This window comes from Tropicimonas sp. IMCC34043, from assembly GCF_003390845.1.
In the GTDB taxonomy this organism is placed as follows: domain Bacteria; phylum Pseudomonadota; class Alphaproteobacteria; order Rhodobacterales; family Rhodobacteraceae; genus Tropicimonas.
Window position 1 is genome coordinate 379,352 of sequence record NZ_QMEK01000002.1, and the last position, 17,512, is coordinate 396,863.

Annotated in this window: 15 protein-coding genes; 5 read left to right on the top strand and 10 right to left on the bottom strand. The window is 66.7% G+C overall.

Translation table 11 applies throughout. The features are described from left to right. Positions 1-4: 4 nt before the first annotated feature. The gene (locus tag DQG17_RS11540; protein WP_116132983.1) at positions 5-2,200 is read left to right on the top strand and encodes a 3-hydroxyacyl-CoA dehydrogenase NAD-binding domain-containing protein; all 2,196 of its coding nucleotides are present in this window, start codon (positions 5-7) and stop codon (positions 2,198-2,200) included. Here DQG17_RS11540 and DQG17_RS11545 read toward each other — a convergent pair whose 3' ends face one another. Continuing rightward, positions 2,201-3,523, bottom strand: a complete 1,323-nt coding sequence (locus tag DQG17_RS11545) for a hypothetical protein (RefSeq protein ID WP_116132984.1) — start codon at positions 3,521-3,523, stop codon at positions 2,201-2,203. A 167-nt stretch (positions 3,524-3,690) separates the two neighbouring features. Between DQG17_RS11545 and DQG17_RS11550 the strand changes: the two genes are divergently transcribed. After that, positions 3,691-4,644 carry an alpha/beta hydrolase gene (locus DQG17_RS11550; RefSeq protein ID WP_157973590.1) on the top strand — a complete coding sequence of 318 codons (954 nt, stop codon included), beginning with the start codon at positions 3,691-3,693 and terminating at the stop codon, positions 4,642-4,644. A gap of 43 nt (positions 4,645-4,687) precedes the next feature. On the opposite strand, the gene DQG17_RS11555 is transcribed toward DQG17_RS11550, so the two are convergent. After that, complete coding sequence (locus DQG17_RS11555) at positions 4,688-5,596, bottom strand: rhodanese-related sulfurtransferase (protein WP_116132986.1); 909 nt, start codon at positions 5,594-5,596, stop codon at positions 4,688-4,690. 94 nt (positions 5,597-5,690) lie between these two features. Between DQG17_RS11555 and pncA the strand changes: the two genes are divergently transcribed. The 3 genes from pncA to pncB all read left to right on the top strand — a co-directional run bounded on the left by pncA (position 5,691) and on the right by pncB (position 10,198). Next, the gene (gene pncA, locus DQG17_RS11560) at positions 5,691-6,293 is read left to right on the top strand and encodes a bifunctional nicotinamidase/pyrazinamidase (RefSeq protein WP_116132987.1); all 603 of its coding nucleotides are present in this window, start codon (positions 5,691-5,693) and stop codon (positions 6,291-6,293) included. An 87-nt stretch (positions 6,294-6,380) separates the two neighbouring features. Continuing rightward, positions 6,381-8,837, top strand: coding sequence for an ATP-binding protein (locus DQG17_RS11565; RefSeq protein WP_116132988.1), 2,457 nt, complete (start codon positions 6,381-6,383; stop codon positions 8,835-8,837). Positions 8,838-8,905: 68 nt separating this feature from the next. After that, positions 8,906-10,198, top strand: a complete 1,293-nt coding sequence (gene pncB, locus DQG17_RS11570) for a nicotinate phosphoribosyltransferase (protein ID WP_116132989.1) — start codon at positions 8,906-8,908, stop codon at positions 10,196-10,198. Between the two features lie 179 nt (positions 10,199-10,377). Here the strand turns inward: pncB and arfB are convergent, their stop codons facing one another. From arfB to dapD, 8 genes are all read right to left on the bottom strand, one after another. Beyond that, entirely contained in the window at positions 10,378-10,800 is a 423-nt protein-coding gene (arfB, locus tag DQG17_RS11575) for an alternative ribosome rescue aminoacyl-tRNA hydrolase ArfB (protein WP_116132990.1), read from the bottom strand. A 330-nt stretch (positions 10,801-11,130) separates the two neighbouring features. Beyond that, a complete protein-coding gene (locus tag DQG17_RS11580; protein WP_116132991.1) occupies positions 11,131-11,763 on the bottom strand; it encodes a queuosine precursor transporter in 633 nt (210 codons plus the stop codon). 99 nt (positions 11,764-11,862) lie between these two features. Next, positions 11,863-12,762 carry an esterase-like activity of phytase family protein gene (locus DQG17_RS11585; protein WP_116132992.1) on the bottom strand — a complete coding sequence of 300 codons (900 nt, stop codon included), beginning with the start codon at positions 12,760-12,762 and terminating at the stop codon, positions 11,863-11,865. Beyond that, positions 12,735-13,631, bottom strand: coding sequence for a penicillin-insensitive murein endopeptidase (gene mepA / locus DQG17_RS11590; RefSeq protein ID WP_116132993.1), 897 nt, complete (start codon positions 13,629-13,631; stop codon positions 12,735-12,737). The genes DQG17_RS11585 and mepA overlap by 28 nt, the downstream gene beginning before the upstream one ends. Then, positions 13,595-14,968 (bottom strand): MFS transporter, encoded by a 1,374-nt coding sequence (locus DQG17_RS11595; RefSeq protein WP_116132994.1) that lies wholly within the window; start codon positions 14,966-14,968, stop codon positions 13,595-13,597. The genes mepA and DQG17_RS11595 overlap by 37 nt, the downstream gene beginning before the upstream one ends. A gap of 108 nt (positions 14,969-15,076) precedes the next feature. Beyond that, a complete protein-coding gene (locus DQG17_RS11600; RefSeq protein WP_116132995.1) occupies positions 15,077-15,421 on the bottom strand; it encodes a hypothetical protein in 345 nt (114 codons plus the stop codon). 49 nt (positions 15,422-15,470) lie between these two features. Then, positions 15,471-16,439 carry a hypothetical protein gene (locus DQG17_RS11605; RefSeq protein WP_157973591.1) on the bottom strand — a complete coding sequence of 323 codons (969 nt, stop codon included), beginning with the start codon at positions 16,437-16,439 and terminating at the stop codon, positions 15,471-15,473. A 211-nt stretch (positions 16,440-16,650) separates the two neighbouring features. Then, positions 16,651-17,478, bottom strand: a complete 828-nt coding sequence (gene dapD / locus DQG17_RS11610; RefSeq protein ID WP_116132997.1) for a 2,3,4,5-tetrahydropyridine-2,6-dicarboxylate N-succinyltransferase — start codon at positions 17,476-17,478, stop codon at positions 16,651-16,653. Positions 17,479-17,512 lie beyond the last annotated feature (34 nt).

The window sequence follows — 17,512 nt, forward strand, 5'->3', positions numbered from 1 at the left end:
AGCCATGAGCGATTTTTCGATGCGGGTCGGCGACGACGGCGTTGCGGTGATCACCTGGGACACGGCCGACAGGTCGATGAACGTGATGAGCCTGCAGGGGTTCGCCGATCTCGAGGCGCTGATCGACCGGGTGATCGACGAGGATGCGATCAAGGGCGCCGTGATCACCAGCGGCAAGCCCGACAGCTTTGCCGGCGGCATGGATCTGAACGTTCTTGCAGGGATGAAGGACGCGGTGGGCGAGGACCCTGCACAGGGTCTGTTCGATGGCGTGATGAAGATCCACGCCCTGCTGCGCAAGATCGAGCGCGCCGGGATGGACCCGAAGACCCTGAAGGGCGGCAAGCCGATTGCCGCAGCCCTGCCCGGCACCGCCGTTGGCATCGGGCTCGAGATCCCGCTTGCCTGCCACCGGATCTTTGCCGCCGACGCGCCCAAGGCCAAAATCGGGCTGCCAGAGATCCTTGTCGGGATCTTTCCCGGCGCTGGTGGCACCACCCGGCTGGTGCGCAAGCTTGGTGCGATGGCCGCGGCCCCGCTGTTGCTGGAAGGCAAGCTGAACGCGCCGAAGGCCGCGAAGGCCATGGGTGTGATCGACGAGGTCGTGGCGCCCGAGGCGCTGGTCGATGCCGCAAGGGAATGGGTGCTGTCGGAGCCGAAGATCGTCAAGCCCTGGGACGAGAAGGGCTACCGGATGCCGGGCGGTGCGCCCTACAGCGCTTCGGGGTTCATGACCTTCGTCGGCGCCTCGGCGATGGTGAACGGCAAGACACAAGGCGTCTATCCGGCGGCCAGGGCGCTGCTGTCGGCGGTCTACGAAGGCGCGCTGGTCGATTTCGACACGGCCTTGAGGATCGAGGCGCGCTGGTTCACCAATGTGCTGCTGAACCCCTCGTCCTCGGCCATGATCCGGTCGCTGTTCGTCAACAAGGAAGCGCTCGAGAAGGGCGCGAACCGCCCCGCGGCGCCCGACCAGAGGGTGGCAAAGCTGGGGGTCATGGGCGCCGGCATGATGGGCGCGGGGATCGCGCTGGTTGCGGCGCAGGCCGGGATCGAGGTGGTGCTGCTGGACCAGAGCCAGGACGCCGCCGACCGCGGCAAGGCCCATGCGGCCGAGTACATGGACAAAGGGATCAAGCGCGGCAAGGCGACGGCCGAAAAGAAGGCAGAGCTGCTGGCGCGGATCACCGCGACCACCGATTATGCCGCTCTCACCGGCTGCGATCTGATTATCGAGGCGGTGTTCGAGGACCCGAAGATCAAGGCCGAAGTGACGGCGAAGGTCGAGGCGGTCGTGGGCGAGGATTGCATCTTTGCCACCAACACCTCGACGCTGCCGATCAGCGAGCTTGCCGAGGCGTCGAAACGCCCCGAGCAGTTCATCGGCATCCATTTCTTCAGCCCGGTGGAAAAGATGCTGCTGGTCGAGATCATCAAGGGCCGCAAGACCGGGGACCGGGCGGTCGCCAAGGCGCTCGACTTCGTGCGCCAAATCCGCAAGACGCCCATCGTCGTCAACGACGCGCGGTTCTTCTATGCCAACCGCTGCATCATTCCCTACATCAACGAGGGCATCCGCATGGTTGCCGAAGGCGTGGCGCCAGCGTTGATCGAGAATGCGGCGAAACTGGTCGGCATGCCGCTTGGCCCGCTGCAACTGGTCGACGAGACCTCGATCGACCTTGGCGTGAAGATCGCCAAGGCGACGAAGGCCGCGATGGGCGCGGATTATCCCGATGGCGCCGTGGACGAGGTTCTGTTCGCCATGGCCGATGCGGGCCGGCTGGGGCGCAAGGCCCGGGCCGGGTTCTATGCCTATGACGAGGCGGGCAAGCGGCTGTCGCTGTGGGAGGGTCTGCGCGAGGCCTATCCGCTGTCGCCCGACCAGCCGGACCTGATCCTTGTACAGCACCGGCTGCTGTTCGCGCAGGTGCTGGAGGCGGTCCGCGCGCTGGAAGAAGGTGTTCTGACCGACATCCGCGAGGGCGATGTCGGGGCGATCCTCGGCTGGGGGTTTGCGCCCTGGTCGGGCGGGCCGTTCGGCTGGCTCGACATGCTCGGGACACCCTATGCAGCCGAACGCTGCGACCAGTTGGCCAAGGCCTATGGCGACCGCTTTGCCTGCCCGGGTCTGCTGCGCCAGATGGCGTCAAAGGGGCAGAGCTTCTATGGACGGTTCGGGCCGAAGGTCGCCGCCTGATCACTCCAGCCGGGTGGCGATTTCAAGCAGCATCTGGGTGGTCAGCCGCGAGCGGTCGGCAAAGCCGATCAGCGCGCCGTTGTCATCCAGCACCGGAAGCTGGTCGACGCCCAGTTGCAGCATCCGGTCGAGCGCCTGGAAATTGGTCCAGTCGGTCGCGGCGCTTTCCGTGATCGTTCGGTAACCGGGTATGCGCGAAAGGCCGTCGAGGTCGCCTGCGCCGATCATGTCGGTGAAGCGGACCCATTCTGGCATCTCCTGGTCGTCGGGGATGGCAAAGGGATCGTTGCCAAGCCGGGCTGCGATCTCGTCATTTTCGGGTGGGTTCAGCGCGGCGGCAAGCTGGCGTGCAGGCCAGTATCCCAGCGCCTGAACGCCATCGGGGGCCAGCAAGACGACCCATTCGAACTGCGGCACGGCGTCGAGCGTGTCGAGGTATTTCCACGCGACCGGCGCCCAGTAGTCGTGCGAACCGAGCGTGAAGGTCAGCGCGTTGATCCGCGCCTCGGCCAGGTCCGACAGTTGATCGAGCCCGCCCTTGTCGCTGCCGGAAATGGTCTGGAAATCGATCACCGAGGCATCGTTGGCAAGATCGAGATTGCGGGCATTGGCGAAGTTCGATTCGATCTGATTCACGCCGGCAAGCGCGGCAGTGGTCGAAGCCTGAAGCGCGCGCGCCGTCTCGACGGCGTCGGCGGCGGCGGACTTGACGGCATCGATCTGTGCTGTGGCAGCGTCAAGCTCGCGCCGCGCCGCGGCAGAGCGCGTGTCGATTTCGGCCTGGATGCCCTCCAGCCGGCGGTCGACCTCGTGGCGCACAGAGGCCGATACCGATTCGGCGATCGCGCGTTCGATCAGGCCCTGCGCCTCGGGCGAAGCAAGACGTTCGGCGATTGCCTCGCCAACGCGCTGGCGGACGGTCTCGTCGGCCTGGGCGATGGCCTTGAGCGAGGCCGCAGTTGCGGCATTCTGGACCTGCTTGCTGGCGTCCTGCTCGATCCGCGCCGTGGTCTGAGAGATGTTTTCCTTGGTGATGCCGGTGAAATAGATCGCAAAGCCCCCCGCGACCGCGGCAATCACCCCGGCGAAAATCTGCATCCGTCCAAGCAGCTTTTCGATATGGGCGCGGTGCTTGTCGAGGTCGGCGGCGAGCGTCTGTTGCTGGCGCTCGAGCCCGCGTTCCACCTCGCCGCGCAGATCGCGGCTGAATGCCGCAAATGCGTCGGATTGCTTGTCGGGGTCGAGCCAGGATCCGCAGTGCGGGCACCTGAGCGCATCGTCCGCAAGGTCGGTCTGTCGGCAGAAGGGACATTGCAGCGCCATCGGACGCCTCCCGTCGGGCTCTGATAGGTCAAAGGTTACCACGATGCAGGGTGTCCGTCATGGCTCTGGACAGGGCCACTTCAAAGCACGGTGAAAATCGCTGCGGCGCAGCATTTTCTGGCGGCGCCGGCTGCCGCATCGGATATACTCATGGCGATGCGGAACCAATGCGAGTCACTGGCATGAACCACGCGGTGCAAGAGATCGACCATCAGGGATGGGCGATGGGGTGCTTTGAGCCCGAGGCGGGTCCGGAACGGCCGTTCGACGTGCTGTTCCTGCACGGGATGGCGGCAGGAAGCTGGGTCTGGACGCCCGAGTGGCTGGACCGGTTTGGCCAGCAGGGCTATCGCGGCTGGACCATGACGCTGCCCGGGCGCGAAGCCGGGGGCACAATCGGATCGGATCCCGACGCGTTCGAACGTGCGATGGCAAAGGCCCTCCAGACCGGCGATCTTGGCGTGGCGGCCGATGCGCTGGCTGCGATCCTGCCGGGTGCGCCGCTGTTCGACGGGCCCGATCTGGACGACTACACCGACGCACTGGCCGAGGCGCTGGCCGCTGTCGGCCGGCCGACGGTGGTGGTCAGCCATTCGCTCGGTGGCGCGGTCGCCCAGAACCTGCTGCGCCGTGGCATGCGGCCCGCTGGTACGGTGCTCGTCTGTTCGGCCCCGCCCTATGGACTGTGGCGCGCCTCGATGGAGATGGCATTGACCAACCTGCCGCTGTGGAAAGCGATGTTCGACTTTTCGCTGTTCGGGGTCGCGGCGGCGGACCTGTCGGTGCTGCGCGCCAACCTGTTCCCGAATGGCATCGAGGATCGGCTGTTCGGCAAGTTGATGTCGCGCTTCACCGATGAATCGCTGGCTGCGACCAGCCGCACGCCGGGATTTCCGCCTTTTGCACCGTTGCCCGGACCGCGAAGCGACATGCTGGTGATCGGCGCCTCGCAGGACCGTTTCGTGCCGCCGCTCGATGTGCATCTGACCGGATACTACTATGGTACCCGCCCGCAGATCATCGAGGGGGCCGGGCACATGCCGATGTTCGAGCCGGACTTTGCGGCCCAGACCGCAGGGACGATCCTCGACTGGCTCGGCCGGTACGGCGCGCGGGTCTGACCGCGGCTTGCACGCCTATTGCGGGGCCGGACAGGCCCTGTCGTCAGTGTTCGGCGCCCAGATGCCGTTCGCCCCGTTCCGCGGCCAGCCGCACCTGCCGCTGCCGTTCGCGGAATCGCTCGCGGTCGGCTTCGCTGAATTCCTCGACGCACTGCGGGCAGGAAACGCCATGCTCAAAGCCCGGCGCCGCCATGTCCTCGGGCGAGACTGGCCTGCGGCAGGCGTGGCACATGCCATGCCGCCCCGGGGCCAGCCCGTGGGTCAGCGCCACGCGCTGGTCAAAGACGAAGCAGTCGCCCTGCCAGAGGCTTTCCTCGGCCGGGATCTTTTCGAGGTATTTCAGGATCCCGCCCTTCAGGTTAAACACCTCGGCCTCGCCCAGCCCCATCAGGTAGTTCGTCGACTTCTCGCAGCGGATGCCGCCGGTGCAGAACATGGCAATGCGCTTGTTGTGGAATCGCTCGCGATTGGCCTGCCACCAGCCCGGAAAGTCGCGGAAGCTGTCGATGCCGGGATCGACCGCGCCCTCGAAGGTGCCGATCGCGACTTCATACGCGTTGCGGGTGTCGATCACGGCCACATCGGGCGCGGCGATCAGTGCATTCCAGTCTGCAGGCTCGACATAGCGGCCGACAGCCGCGGTCGGATCGACCTGCGGCTCGCCCATCGTGACGATCTCGCGCTTGAGCCGCACCTTCATCCGGCCGAAGGGCATCGCCTCGGCCGTGCTTTCCTTCCAGTCGATCCCGGCACAGCCCGGCAGGCTGCGAATATGGGCCAGCGCCGCGTCGATCCCTGCCCGCGTCCCCGCGATGGTGCCGTTGATCCCCTCAGGCGCAAGCAGCAGCGTGCCGGTCACGCCCTGCTGACAGCAAAGCGCGGCCAGCGGCGCCTTCAAGGCGGCGGGATCGGGAAACCGGGTGAAGTGATAGAGGGCTGCAACGATGAACATGACAGCGTGCCTAGCCTGCCGCAGGGGCGCTCGACAAGGCTCCATTGACCTCGCGATGCACTCGCCGTAGCCCTTGTGACAGGAGGTGCCCGCGATGTCCGAAGCCCTGATCGTGATCGACGTCCAGAACGATTTCTGCCCCGGCGGCGCGCTTGCCGTGCCGGACGGCGACGCCGTGGTGCCAAAGATCAACGCGATGCTGGCGGATTATCCGATCCGCGTCTTCACCCAGGATTGGCACCCCGCCGGTCATCTTTCCTTTGCCAGCGAGCACCCCGGGTTTCATCCCTATAGCGTCACCGAGATGCCCTATGGCAGTCAGGTGCTGTGGCCCGACCATTGCGTGCAGGGCACGCCGGGGGCCGAGTTTCACCCCGAGCTGCGGGTCGACAGTGCCAACCTGATCATCCGAAAGGGTTTCCGGCGCGAGATCGACAGCTATTCGGCGTTTTTCGAGAACGACAAGACCACCCCAACGGGGCTCGAGGGTTACCTGCGCGGCCACAAGATCGAACGCCTGAGGCTGGTGGGGCTCGCGACCGATTTCTGCGTGCTCTACACAGCGCTCGATGCGGCGCGGCTTGGCTTCGATGTCACCGTTGCCATGGACGCCTGCCGGGCGATCGACCTTCAGGGATCGCTCGAGGATGCCGAAGAATCGATGATCGAGGCCGGGGTGATCCTTGCAGCGCATTGAGTTTGGCGGGGCTTAACCCATCCGGAGGTTTTTTCTGCTCTTCTGGGCGTTACCGGCCGTTCCGGTGCCACCAGGAGGCGATGAGGGATGGACCCAGACAACCACAGCGCCGCAGAACAGCTCGATGACCTGCGGCGGGCGATGACGCCCGAGGGACGATTTCGCCGCTATTGCCGAGACTGGCGGGGGCAGCTCTGGCTGCGGCTGTTACCGGTGCTGGGCGCGCTTGTCGCACTGACCGGGCTTGCTGAGCCGCGGACGCTTGTGCTGGCCGGGGCTGCCGTTCTTGGCGGCGAGGCGCTTGATGCGCTGTTCCTGCAACGGCTTGGCAGCCGGCATATATTCGGCGCAGCACTTCCATCGGCCATTGCCGTCACGACGGTGACCGCAACGCTGCAGGCCGGCACGCAGGCCTATGTGGCGGCGGTGATCTTCTCGATTGGCGGACCCGGGGCGGCAGTTCTGGCCGGGGCGCTGTGTCTGGCGCTGTTGATCGGGGCTGCGGCGCAGATCGGGCTGAACCGGCCGGCGGCGCTGGCACGGATCGCCGTGGCGGGCCTGGCACTGGGTCTGCTGCTGGCCGAACTTGCGCTGGCGGCACCGGCGGGTAGCCGGGGCGCGGTCTATGCCGTGCTGGCGGCGGGCTGGCTGGGGCTGGCGGTCGGTGCGCTGATCAATCGGCGGGCACGGGCCGTGGCGCAGGCCGAGGCGGCCGGGATTGCGCGGATCGAGGCGGAGGCACAGGCGCAAGGGGCGGCCGAGACGCTCGGCCTGGCGAAAGCGGCGGTAGAGCGGTTGACCGAGGTCGCCGATAGCGTTGGCGACGTGGTTTTAACAAGCGATGCGCGCGGGGTCATCACCTGGGTCAACCGCGCTTTCGTGCGGGTGACAGGGTATGACGCCGCCGAGGCGGTCGGGCAGGCGCCGGCCTTCCTCTGCGGACCCGAGACCGTCGCGGAAGATCTGCGCGAGATCGAAAGATGTCTCGCCGAATGCCGCCCCTGCGAACTGCGCATCGCCTTCCATCAGAAATCGGGGCGGGCAATCTGGCTCGATCTCGAGGTGACGCCTTTTGTCGACGGCGGCGGCCGGATGCACCACATGATCGCCGTCGGTCGGGACGTGACAGAGCTTTGCCGGCAGACGCGCGATCTGGCGGCAGCACGCCGCTCGGCGGACGATGCCGGCTTGATGCGCGATCTTCTGGCCAACTCGATCGGCCACGACCTTCGGTCACCGCTGAACGGGATGATCGGCGCGGCGGAACTGCTGCAGGACCATCCGCCGGGGCTCGATCCGTCGGCGCTGAGCGCCATGATCGACAGCAGCGCAACATCCCTCGCCGACCGGGTCGACAACCTGATCGATCTGGCGCTGCTCGCCACGGGTCGTTTCGCCCTTGGCGAGGCGCCGTTCTGCCTGCGCGACTGCCTGACGGCGGCAGTGGCCGGCGTTCGGCCTGCGGCCGAGGCCAAAGGGCTTGAACTGCAATTTTTGCTGCCCGCGAGCTTGCCGGCGCTGGTCACGGGCGACGCCCGGCGGCTGCGCCAGGTCGTGCGGATCCTTCTGGCCAACGCGGTCGACTTCACCGGGACCGGGCGGATCCGGATCGAGGCTGCGGTCCGGCTTGAGGATGCGCTGTGCCACCTGGAACTTGCGGTGCGCGACACCGGCATCGGGATCGAGGCGGCGCGCATTGCCGGGCTGTTCGATCTGCGCACCGGTGTCGCGATGACAGGCGGCGCGGGCCGCGACGACACAGGCGCCGCCGGGCCGGGAGCGAGCCTGCCGCTCGCCCATCTGCTGCTGCGCGAGATGGGGGGCGGGATCGATGCGTCCTCGCTGCCTGGCCGCGGCTCCGTATTCCGGGTCGTGCTGGCGCTGCCCGTCGCGGAACGCGGGTCCGTCGATGGGTCAGAACCGCCGTTGGGCCCTCCGGATCCCGCGAAGCTTCTGGATCGCCGGATATTGATCGCTACCGGCAACCGCGCCGAACTCGTGGTGCTCGATGCCATTCTGACCGCCGCCGGGGCCCGCACGATCCTCGCCACCAACGGGCGCGAGGCGGTGGGCTATTTTCAACTCCATATGCCGGATCTGGTGCTGATGGATGTGGATATGCCGCTCTGCGACGGAACTGCCGCGGTGCGCGAGATTCGCGCGATCGAGGCCGACAGGCTTGCCGGCAATGGCGCCGAGGGAGCGCACGATGGGGGGTATGACGATATGCGTGACGGGCGGCACGAACCGCAGCCGCCGTCCGAGGTTCCGTCCGAGCCGGCCACAGACGATGCTGTCCCGGTACTGGCGCTGACCGCCGTCGCGGACCCCGCCGAGCGAACGCGGCTGCTCGACGCGGGGATGAGCGATGTTCTGGTCCAGCCGCTTCGCCGGGCAGAGCTGCTTGCCGCGGTCGCCCTGCGGCTCGGGAGCAGCCGGCAGCCCGCGCCGCCCTGGGGCGATACGCTTTCCACGGCCGGTCCTGCGCGCATCCTGCAGCGGCCGGTGGCAGTGGCGGGCACGCAACTTGGCGTTGTCGGCTGAAACCGTCCTTTACTTTCGCGCACCCGGCCCGATAGCCTTGATCTCGCTGCATAAGGGGGGGCTGGTCGATGGTCGACATCGCCACGCGTGTCTGGAACCACAAGTGGAAGATCGATCCGATCGTACGATCGCTGATCGACACCGACTTCTATAAGCTCCTGATGTGCCAGTCTGTGTTCCACAACAGGCGCGACGCCCAGGTGACGTTCTCGCTGATCAACCGCACCAAGAGCATCCGTCTGGCCGAGCTGATCGACGAGGCCGAACTGCGCGAGCATCTCGACTATATCCGCTCGCTCTCGCTCACCCGCGGGGAAAGCACCTGGCTGCGCGGCAATACCTTCTACGGCAAGCGGCAGATGTTCCGCCCCGATTTCATGGAGTGGCTCGAACACCTGCAATTGCCGGACTATCATCTGGAAAAGCGCGACGGCCAGTACGAGCTGACCTTCGAGGGGCCTTGGCCCGCAGTCATGCTGTGGGAGATCCCGGCGCTGACCGTGCTGATGGAACTGCGCGGCCGCGCGGTGCTGAACCGGATGGAGAAGTTCGAGCTGCAGGTTCTTTATGCCCGCGCCATGACCCGGGTGTGGGAAAAGGTCGACCGGCTGCGCAAGGTGCCGGGGCTTCGCATTGCCGATTTCGGCACCAGGCGGCGGCATTCCTTCCTGTGGCAGGACTGGTGCGTGCAGGCGCTGATCGAAGGGCTGGGCGAGACCTTCATCGGCACCTCGAACTGCCTGATCGCCATGCGCCGCGAGGTCGAGGCGATCGGCACCAATGCCCACGAACTGCCCATGGTCTATGCGGCACTTGCCGACACAGACGCAGAACTGGCCCAGGCGCCCTATCAGGTGCTGGCCGACTGGCATCAGGAACACGAGGGCAACCTGCGGATCATCCTGCCCGACACCTTCGGGACCGGGGGGTTCCTGCAACATGCGCCGGACTGGCTTGCCGGCTGGACCGGGATAAGGATCGACAGCGGCGATCCGGCAGAGGCGGCGGAACGCGCGATTGCGTGGTGGATCGAACGCGGCGAGGATCCACGTGAAAAGCTGATCATCTTCTCCGACGGGCTCGACGTCGACGATATCCTCAGTCTCTATGCCCAGTTCGCCGGCCGCTGCCGGCCGAGCTTTGGCTGGGGCACGCTGCTGACCAACGACTTCCGTGGGCTGGTGCCGGGCGATGCGCTGGCGCCGTTCAGCCTGGTCTGCAAGGCGGTCAGCGCAAATGGCCGACCGACGGTGAAGCTGTCGGACAACCCCAACAAGTCGATGGGACCACCGGAGGAGATCGCACGGTACAAGCGCGTCTTCGGTGTCGGCGCCCAGACCCCGATCGACGTTCTCGTCTGAGCGGCCCCGCGGGCGACCCCGGCGGGCGCGGTGGCCATGGCCGATTTCGGATGGGCGCCCAAACGAGGCCGGGCCACAGGGACAGGGCAGCGCATTGCGGCGGCAGGGCAGGGAGATATTTTCCCTACCCCCTGCGCGACCCCGCCGTCAGGGGCGGGAGCGGCGCCGCGGTGTGGCGCTCACTCGTCGCCGTCAATCTTGCCGCGCAGGGATTTCACGGTGCCACGGCGTGATTTCGTCTCCAGCCGCCGCTTCTTCGAGGCGAGCGTCGGGCGGGTCGCGATGCGGCGGCGTGGCCGGTGGGTGGCGGCAAGGATCAGTTCGGCCAGACGCTCGCGGGCGATCTCGCGGTTGCGGGCCTGGCTTCTTGTGTCCTCGACCCGGATCAACACGGCGCCATCGAGGGTCCAGCGCCGGCCGGCCAGCCGCTTCAGCCGCGCTTTCACCTCGGGGGTCAGGTTGGGGCTGCGCGCAGCCTCGAACCGCAACTCGACGGCGGTCGAAACCTTGTTGACGTTCTGCCCGCCGGGGCCAGAGGCGCGGGTGAACTGCTCGACCAGTTCCCAGTCCTCGATTGCGATGGTGTCACTGATGCGAAGCATGGCGGGGCCCTACGGTCGGTTGACCGGGTCATAGTTCGCGCCGGGCCGGGATTCCAGTGCCGTGCCGGTTCGCGCCGCGCCGATCCGATGCGGCAGGCCGGGCAAGGCGCCAAACGAAAAGGGCCGCTCCTTTTGGGAGCGGCCCTCCGAGCAATTTGGAGGCGGGGTCGGTTGGACCTCCGGCCCGTCGGGTGGCGTATGACGCCAGGACCGCCTAGCGGCCCGCTCCTCCGACTATTCCGACGCCTCTCTCCAGCATGACTCTCACCACTGGATCACCTCCTTCCGGTTGTTTCTGACACTCACAGGCTGACATGATTCCGTTACGTGTCAATGAATATCGACGAGAGCGGGATTTGCGCGGCGCACGATTGCGCGAAACGGTATCAGAGCGAGCAGCGCGAGGCCGAGTTTGACCATCCAGTCGGCAATCGCGAGAGAAACCCACAGCGGCGCATGGGGACCGGCGCCAAGCACCGGAACCGACTCCTGCGCCCAGGTCGGCAGATTGCCGGGTTCGATCCAGTTCAGCGTCGCCGAGAAGGCGATGGAAAAGAACAGTGTGGTGTCGAGCACCGAGCCGACAAGGGTCGAGGCGAGCGGTGCGCGCCACCAGGCGCCGTGGCGCAGCCGGTGAAAGATCGCGATGTCGGTAAGCTGGGCGAACAGGAACCCGGTGCCCGAGGCAATGGCGATCCGAAGGGTGACGAGCGGGCCGAATTCGCCGCTGATCTGGCTGCCGATCAGCGAACAGGCGATGCCGACCACAAATCCCGACAGCACGACACGGCGGGCGGCGGCGGGGCCATAGATGCGGTTCATCAGGTCGGTGACCAGAAACGCCAGCGGATAGGTCAGCGCGCCCCAGGTGAGCCAACTGCCCAGAAGGTGCTGCACGAGGATATTCGAGGCCACCACGATGGCGGCCATGGCAAGGATGCCGGGAAGATGGGTGCGGTTCATATCTGATGCCCGTTTTGACAAGGTTGCGGCGACTTGCCCCGAAAGGGGAAGCCGGGCCAATACACCCGCGCCGCGCGCCGCGCAAGTCGTGTGCTCCTGTCACCCCGGCAGCAGCACCTCGACGATCTGCGAGCGCAGAACGGGCAGAAAGTTGTCGTCCGAGATCATGACGGCCCGCATCTGCCCGGTGTCGTCCTGCCAGATCCCGATGCCTTCGAGGTTGTCGTGCCGCCAGGGAGGCGAGCTGTAGACGACCTCGCCGGATTTGACCGGGCCGGGCAATGTCAGGTCGAACCGACGAATGCGGGATATGAAGGCAACGCCGAGGAAGGCGCGTTCGAGCAGGTAGAGCCGGCCATCGGGGCCAAAGTCGGCGCCGACCGCGCGCCAGATCCCGCTGCGCTCCAGCGCATAGGGGTACTCCCACTGGCCGTTGGCAAAGGTATAGACCGGGAACGTGTCGCCATGATCGGGCGGAACCTCGGGCAAGGTCAGAAGCATGCCGCGCGAGTCCACCGCCAGCGCTTCGAGGCCGAGGTTCGACGACAGGCCGGCGAAGGGTTCGGCCGGCAGTTGCCGGACGGCAGGGGAGTCGAGGTCGCTATAGCGGGCGACATGGGCGACTTCCTCGAAGGAAATCGCCAGTCCGCCATCGGGCAGCAGCGCGATCCCTTCCAAATCGTTGCCGTCGGGCAGGGCGGGCCAGTTGCCGTGAACGCGGATCCAATGCGCCGGCTCGGCCGAAACGCCGACAAGATGGCCATTCTCGCGCAGCAGCGTTCCCCGGGTCACGCTTGCGCGGTCGCCCACCGCCCAGAACCGTCTGCCGTCGGCCGAGACGTCGATGCCCGACCAGCCGCCAAATCCGTCGCCACCAAACCCGTCGCCGACCAGATCAATTGCGGTCACGCTCGCCGGCGACACCGTGCGCGCGGCAAGTCCTGCGGCACCGGCAAGCCCGAGCGCAACACTCAGCGCGACGAGAGTACGTCGACGCATTGCGCAGGCAGGTCGGCCATCGTGAACTCACGCGGTCCGCGCTTTTTCGGGGCGGGCTTTGCCGGCGCGGTGGACTTCGGCGGGTTCAGCATGTCGGTCACCCACCAGTTGAGCGAGGCGTCGCAGCCGTTGCCGCCATTCGAAAGCTCGGCAACATTGGGGCGTTGGGTCACGCAGGCGCGGTCGCCCTTGGGGCACTTCAACCGGACGTGAAAGTGATAGTTGTGGCCCCAGTAGGGCCTGATCTTCTGCAGCCATTTGGTGTCGGATCGCTTGGCGGACTTGCACAATTCGATCTTCACCGGCGGGGTGACGAAGATGCGGTCGACCCGCGGATCGGAGGCTGCGCGCTCGAGCAGCGCGGCATGGGCCGGGGTCCAGTTGCCGTTGACGCTGCGCTGGTCCTTGGACCGGACGTCGATCGAACTGATATTCTCGCGTTTCGCACGGCTGAGACGGACATTGCCGGCCGGCAGCATCCAGATGTCGGCGTCGAGCCCAAGCTGGTGTGAGGCGTGGCCCGAGGTCATCGGGCCGCCGCGAGGCTGCGAGATGTCGCCCACGTAGAGCCCGTTCCAGCCGGGCAGGGTCGCGGCATAGGCGCTCAGATCCTCGACGAACGAGATCATCTCGGGCTGGCCGTAATTGCGGTTGCGCGACAGCCGCATCGCCTGCCAGGTCGGCCCGGTCTCGGGCAGTTGCACGTTGCCTGCGGCACAGCCCTTGGCGTAGGAGCCGATTGCCTGCGGCGTCTGTTGCGACGGCGTTGATTTGGCACCGAAAAGCTGCGTGGCAAGCGGCGCGGCGGCCGCCGGCATCGCGATAAGGCCGATCAAACTTGCGATGAGGATGTCTCTGATGCTGCCCATTCTGCCCGTTCCTGTTTTGGTTTGACCCGAGTAAACAGCATCAGGCCCAACAAAAAAAGGCCAATCACCGGAATTATGCCCAATTGCTGGGATCCGGTGAGGTCGGTTACCACCGCAATCGAAAGCGGCGCGAGGAAGGCCGTGGCCTTGCCGGTCAGGGCAAAAAGGCCGAAAGCCTGCGTGATGGCTGCGGGCTCTGCCTGATGGCAGACCATGGTGCGGCTCGCCGGCTGCAGCGCGCCGCCAGCCCCGCCGATCAGCGCGCCGATGGCATAAAAGGCGATGTCTGGCAGGCGCGATGCGGGCGCCACGGCAAAGCCAAAGACGTGCTCGCGCGAGACAAACAGGATCGCGCTGCAAACGGCGGTCAGCACGACAAGATTGACGCGGATGACCAACGCGGGTCCGAAACGGCGGTCCGCCCGTCCGCCGACCCAGGCGAACAGCGCCGAGAACACCAGCGCCAGAATGCCGAACAGCCCGGTGTCGATCACGCCCCAGCCAAGCACCCCCGCCGCATAGAGCCCGCCAAAGATATAAAGACCGTTCAGCGCGTCGCGGTAGAACATCGAGGACAGCAGGAAGGCCGAGAACGAGCGCTGCCGCGGCAACGCTCTCACGGTGTGGCACAGCGCGTTCCAGGCGCCTTTCACGGCCGGGGCAAGGCGCTGGCGCCGCTTGGGGCCGGGATCGCGCACCCAGAGGAAAAACGGCACCATGAAGACCAGATACCAGAGCGCGGTGAACGGCCCGACAAAGCGCGTGCCCTCGCGCGTTGCGGGATCGAGCCCGAACGCCGGCGCCCGGCCGAGCAGCGTGGTTCCGGACGGCGATTCGGCGAAGGCGAGCAGCATGATCACCAGTGCGGCCAGCCCGCCCACATAGCCGAATGCCCAGCCCGTGCCCGAGATTCGGCCGATCTCGTGCTTGGGGCCGAGGCCCGGGAGCATCGCATTGGTGAAGATCGTTGCGAACTCCATCCCGATGATGCCAAGCGCGAAAAGCCCGAGCGACAGGGGCAGTTGGCCGCCCTCGGGCCGGGCAAGCCAGACGCCCGCGGCGCCGAGGACATAGAGCGCCGAAAACACCACGATCCAGCCGATGCGGTGGCCGCCGCGGTCGGCCGCGGCACCAAGGAAGGGGGCCAGCAGCGCGATGACGATACCGGTTGCGCCGATGGTATAGCCCCAAAGCGCCTGCGCCGCGGCCCCGTCCGAGAGCAGATCCTTGACGTAGGGTCCGAAGATGAAGGTGATCAGCAGGGTGTTATAGGGCTGGCTGGCCCAGTCGAAGAAATACCATCCCCAGCGGCGTTTCTGCGATGGGCTTCCCGGCATGACCCCCCCTTGCCTCATGAGACGTCCTTCTGAAAACACGCGGATGCTCGCTGTCGCAAGCGCTTACGATGCGGCCGATCCTGAATTTCCGGGTCGCGGCCGGCCGTTTCAGTCGAAAAACGGCGTCATCTGGGCGACGATGACCGAATTTTCATCGGCGGCCCGCTGCATCAGCGCCCGTTCGTCGGGTGGGATCTCGTCGCCCTCGGCCAGACGCTCCTCGAGCGTGCCATAGCCCTGGACCTCCAATGGTGCGAGCCCGGCCTGTTTGAGGATCGCCACGGTTTCGCGCACCGCCTCTGCCTCGTCGACGCCGGTCGCATAGCACATCAGCGCAGCCCCGGTCGCATCCTTGGGCAGGCCGTCATCGTCCTGGCGCCCGACCTCCACCAGCAGGGTGAAGATCGATTGCGGGCGTTTGGGGCGGGCGGGTTTCTCAGGGTCGCTGGTCATGGCGCAGCGCTAGCCGGTCCCGGCCCCGGTGCCAAGCCTCAACCGACACTCAACCGACGTGCTCGCCCGGATCCGCGCGGCCATAGCTCACGTCGAAGACCGGCAGCAGCGGATAGGGCAGGTCGGGCTGCGGCGACGCAAGCCGCTCGGGTTTGGGCGACCAATCGGGGTCGGATTCATAGAGATGACGCAAGCCCCCGAGGATCGCGCGTGCCTCGGACGGCGGCAGGGCGAGCCAGCCGTCGATCCGCTCGGGCCAGAGCGTGATTGCAAACCAGCCTTCGGCGTCGCGGCTGCGAAGCGCCTCGGCCAGCAGCAGTGCGGTGGCTCCGGTGTGGCCGGGCCGGGCCGGTGCGGCGGCAAGCGCCAGCAGCGGTGCAAAGGCAAGCGAATCGCCGGTCAGCGGCTCGTGCCCGCGGCCCTCGATCAGCCCGCGCAGGTGCCGGGTCGCCAGCGTCGCATCGAGCGGGGGCAGGGTCGCGGCAAATGCCTCCTCAAGCATCTCGGCCTGAGCGCCGGCAAGCGCCAGCAAATCGGCCGCCGTTTCGGCAAGGGGGCGGCTGAGCCGGCCCGCGTCGGCTGTCGGGGCGGCGGGCATGCGCAGGCGCCGCTGGCGCGCCCCGATCAGGAAGCCCTGGACGATGGCCGCCCGGTCGGGGGCTGCAAGCCGGTCATAGTCCGGGCCGAACTCGGCCCAATAGCTGCCCAGATCGTCGTCGCCGAGCCCGTGCTGCAAACGGTCGGCGATCAGCACCGCAGTGGCACAGGTAAAGGCGGCGGCGTCCTGTTCGGGCTGGCTGGCGGCGATCTGCAGTGCCTCGAACAGGGGTCGGTCGGCGTCGGATTCGATCCGGGCGCCCTGGCGCAGGATTATCCGCGCCAGCGCCTGCGCATCGGTGGCGGGGACGCGCCCGGAACCCGGGGTATGCTGCGCAATCTCCTTGATGGCAGAGCGCGGCTGCCGTCCGGCAACGGCGCGCAGGTCCATGACGGCCTGAAGCGCTCGGAAACCGAGCATGGGAATGTCGGACGCTGCCATGACGTCCCGAAAATGCCGCGCAAATTCGCCGGAAAGATGGCGCATAAGAGATTGAAAATGTTTATTTTCCGCGCTGCGCCACGTTATTGACTCAATACTGGCCCAATTTCGCCAATATGGTCCGCGGGTGCCCGAATTCTGCCGCATTCTCCCCCGGGCCCGCCTCTTCGACGGGCCCGGGGCAGGGGAATCAGTCGCGCAGCAGCTCGTTGATGCCGGTCTTGGACCGGGTCCGTTCGTCGACGCGCTTGACGATCACCGCGCAATAGAGGTTCACGCCGCCCGTCGTCGGCATCGAGCCCGAGACCACCACCGAATAGGGCGGCACCTCGCCATAGAAGACCTCGCCCGTCGCGCGGTCGACGATCTTGGTCGACTGGCCGATGAAGACGCCCATGCCGAGTACCGAGCCTTCGCGGACGATCACGCCCTCGACCACTTCCGAGCGCGCACCGATGAAGCAGTTGTCCTCGATGATCGTCGGGCCGGCCTGCATCGGTTCCAGCACGCCGCCGATGCCGACCCCGCCGGACAGGTGAACGTTCTTGCCGATCTGGGCGCAGGAGCCGACCGTGACCCAGGTGTCGACCATGGTGCCGCTGTCCACATAGGCGCCAAGATTGACGAAAGACGGCATCAGCACCACGCCGGGCGCGATGAAGGCCGATTTGCGCACGATGCAGTTTGGCACCGCGCGAAAGCCTGCCGCGGCCCAATCGTTGTTGCCCCAGCCCTTGAACTTGCTGTCGACCTTGTCCCACCAGCCGCCGCCCTGCGGGCCGCCATCCTGGATTTCCATGTCCTTGATGCGGAAGCCCAGCAGAACCGCCTTCTTGGCCCATTGGTTGACGTGCCAGCTGCCGTCTGCCTGCTTTTCGGCCACCCGCAGCTCGCCCCGGTCGAGCGCGTTCAGGGTGTCCTCGATCGCCTCGCGGATCTCGCCGCCGGTATGGGGGTTGAGGGAGTCCCGCACATCCCATGCGGCTTCGATGGCGCTCTCCAGGCTCGTTCTCGACATCTGCTGTCCTTCCTTCCTCGCGTCTGCCGCGCAT

Excerpts from the sequence above, each read along its gene's own strand:
- DQG17_RS11540 (WP_116132983.1), top strand. The coding sequence starts at position 5 with ATGAGCGATTTTTCGATGCGGGTCGGCGACGACGGCGTTGCGGTGATC.
- DQG17_RS11545 (WP_116132984.1), bottom strand. The coding sequence starts at position 3,523 with ATGGCGCTGCAATGTCCCTTCTGCCGACAGACCGACCTTGCGGACGAT.
- DQG17_RS11550 (WP_157973590.1), top strand. The coding sequence starts at position 3,691 with ATGCGAGTCACTGGCATGAACCACGCGGTGCAAGAGATCGACCATCAG.
- DQG17_RS11555 (WP_116132986.1), bottom strand. The coding sequence starts at position 5,596 with ATGTTCATCGTTGCAGCCCTCTATCACTTCACCCGGTTTCCCGATCCC.
- pncA (WP_116132987.1), top strand. The coding sequence starts at position 5,691 with ATGTCCGAAGCCCTGATCGTGATCGACGTCCAGAACGATTTCTGCCCC.
- DQG17_RS11565 (WP_116132988.1), top strand. The coding sequence starts at position 6,381 with ATGGACCCAGACAACCACAGCGCCGCAGAACAGCTCGATGACCTGCGG.
- pncB (WP_116132989.1), top strand. The coding sequence starts at position 8,906 with ATGGTCGACATCGCCACGCGTGTCTGGAACCACAAGTGGAAGATCGAT.
- arfB (WP_116132990.1), bottom strand. The coding sequence starts at position 10,800 with ATGCTTCGCATCAGTGACACCATCGCAATCGAGGACTGGGAACTGGTC.
- DQG17_RS11580 (WP_116132991.1), bottom strand. The coding sequence starts at position 11,763 with ATGAACCGCACCCATCTTCCCGGCATCCTTGCCATGGCCGCCATCGTG.
- DQG17_RS11585 (WP_116132992.1), bottom strand. The coding sequence starts at position 12,762 with ATGCGTCGACGTACTCTCGTCGCGCTGAGTGTTGCGCTCGGGCTTGCC.
- mepA (WP_116132993.1), bottom strand. The coding sequence starts at position 13,631 with ATGGGCAGCATCAGAGACATCCTCATCGCAAGTTTGATCGGCCTTATC.
- DQG17_RS11595 (WP_116132994.1), bottom strand. The coding sequence starts at position 14,968 with ATGCCGGGAAGCCCATCGCAGAAACGCCGCTGGGGATGGTATTTCTTC.
- DQG17_RS11600 (WP_116132995.1), bottom strand. The coding sequence starts at position 15,421 with ATGACCAGCGACCCTGAGAAACCCGCCCGCCCCAAACGCCCGCAATCG.
- DQG17_RS11605 (WP_157973591.1), bottom strand. The coding sequence starts at position 16,439 with ATGCTCGGTTTCCGAGCGCTTCAGGCCGTCATGGACCTGCGCGCCGTT.
- dapD (WP_116132997.1), bottom strand. The coding sequence starts at position 17,478 with ATGTCGAGAACGAGCCTGGAGAGCGCCATCGAAGCCGCATGGGATGTG.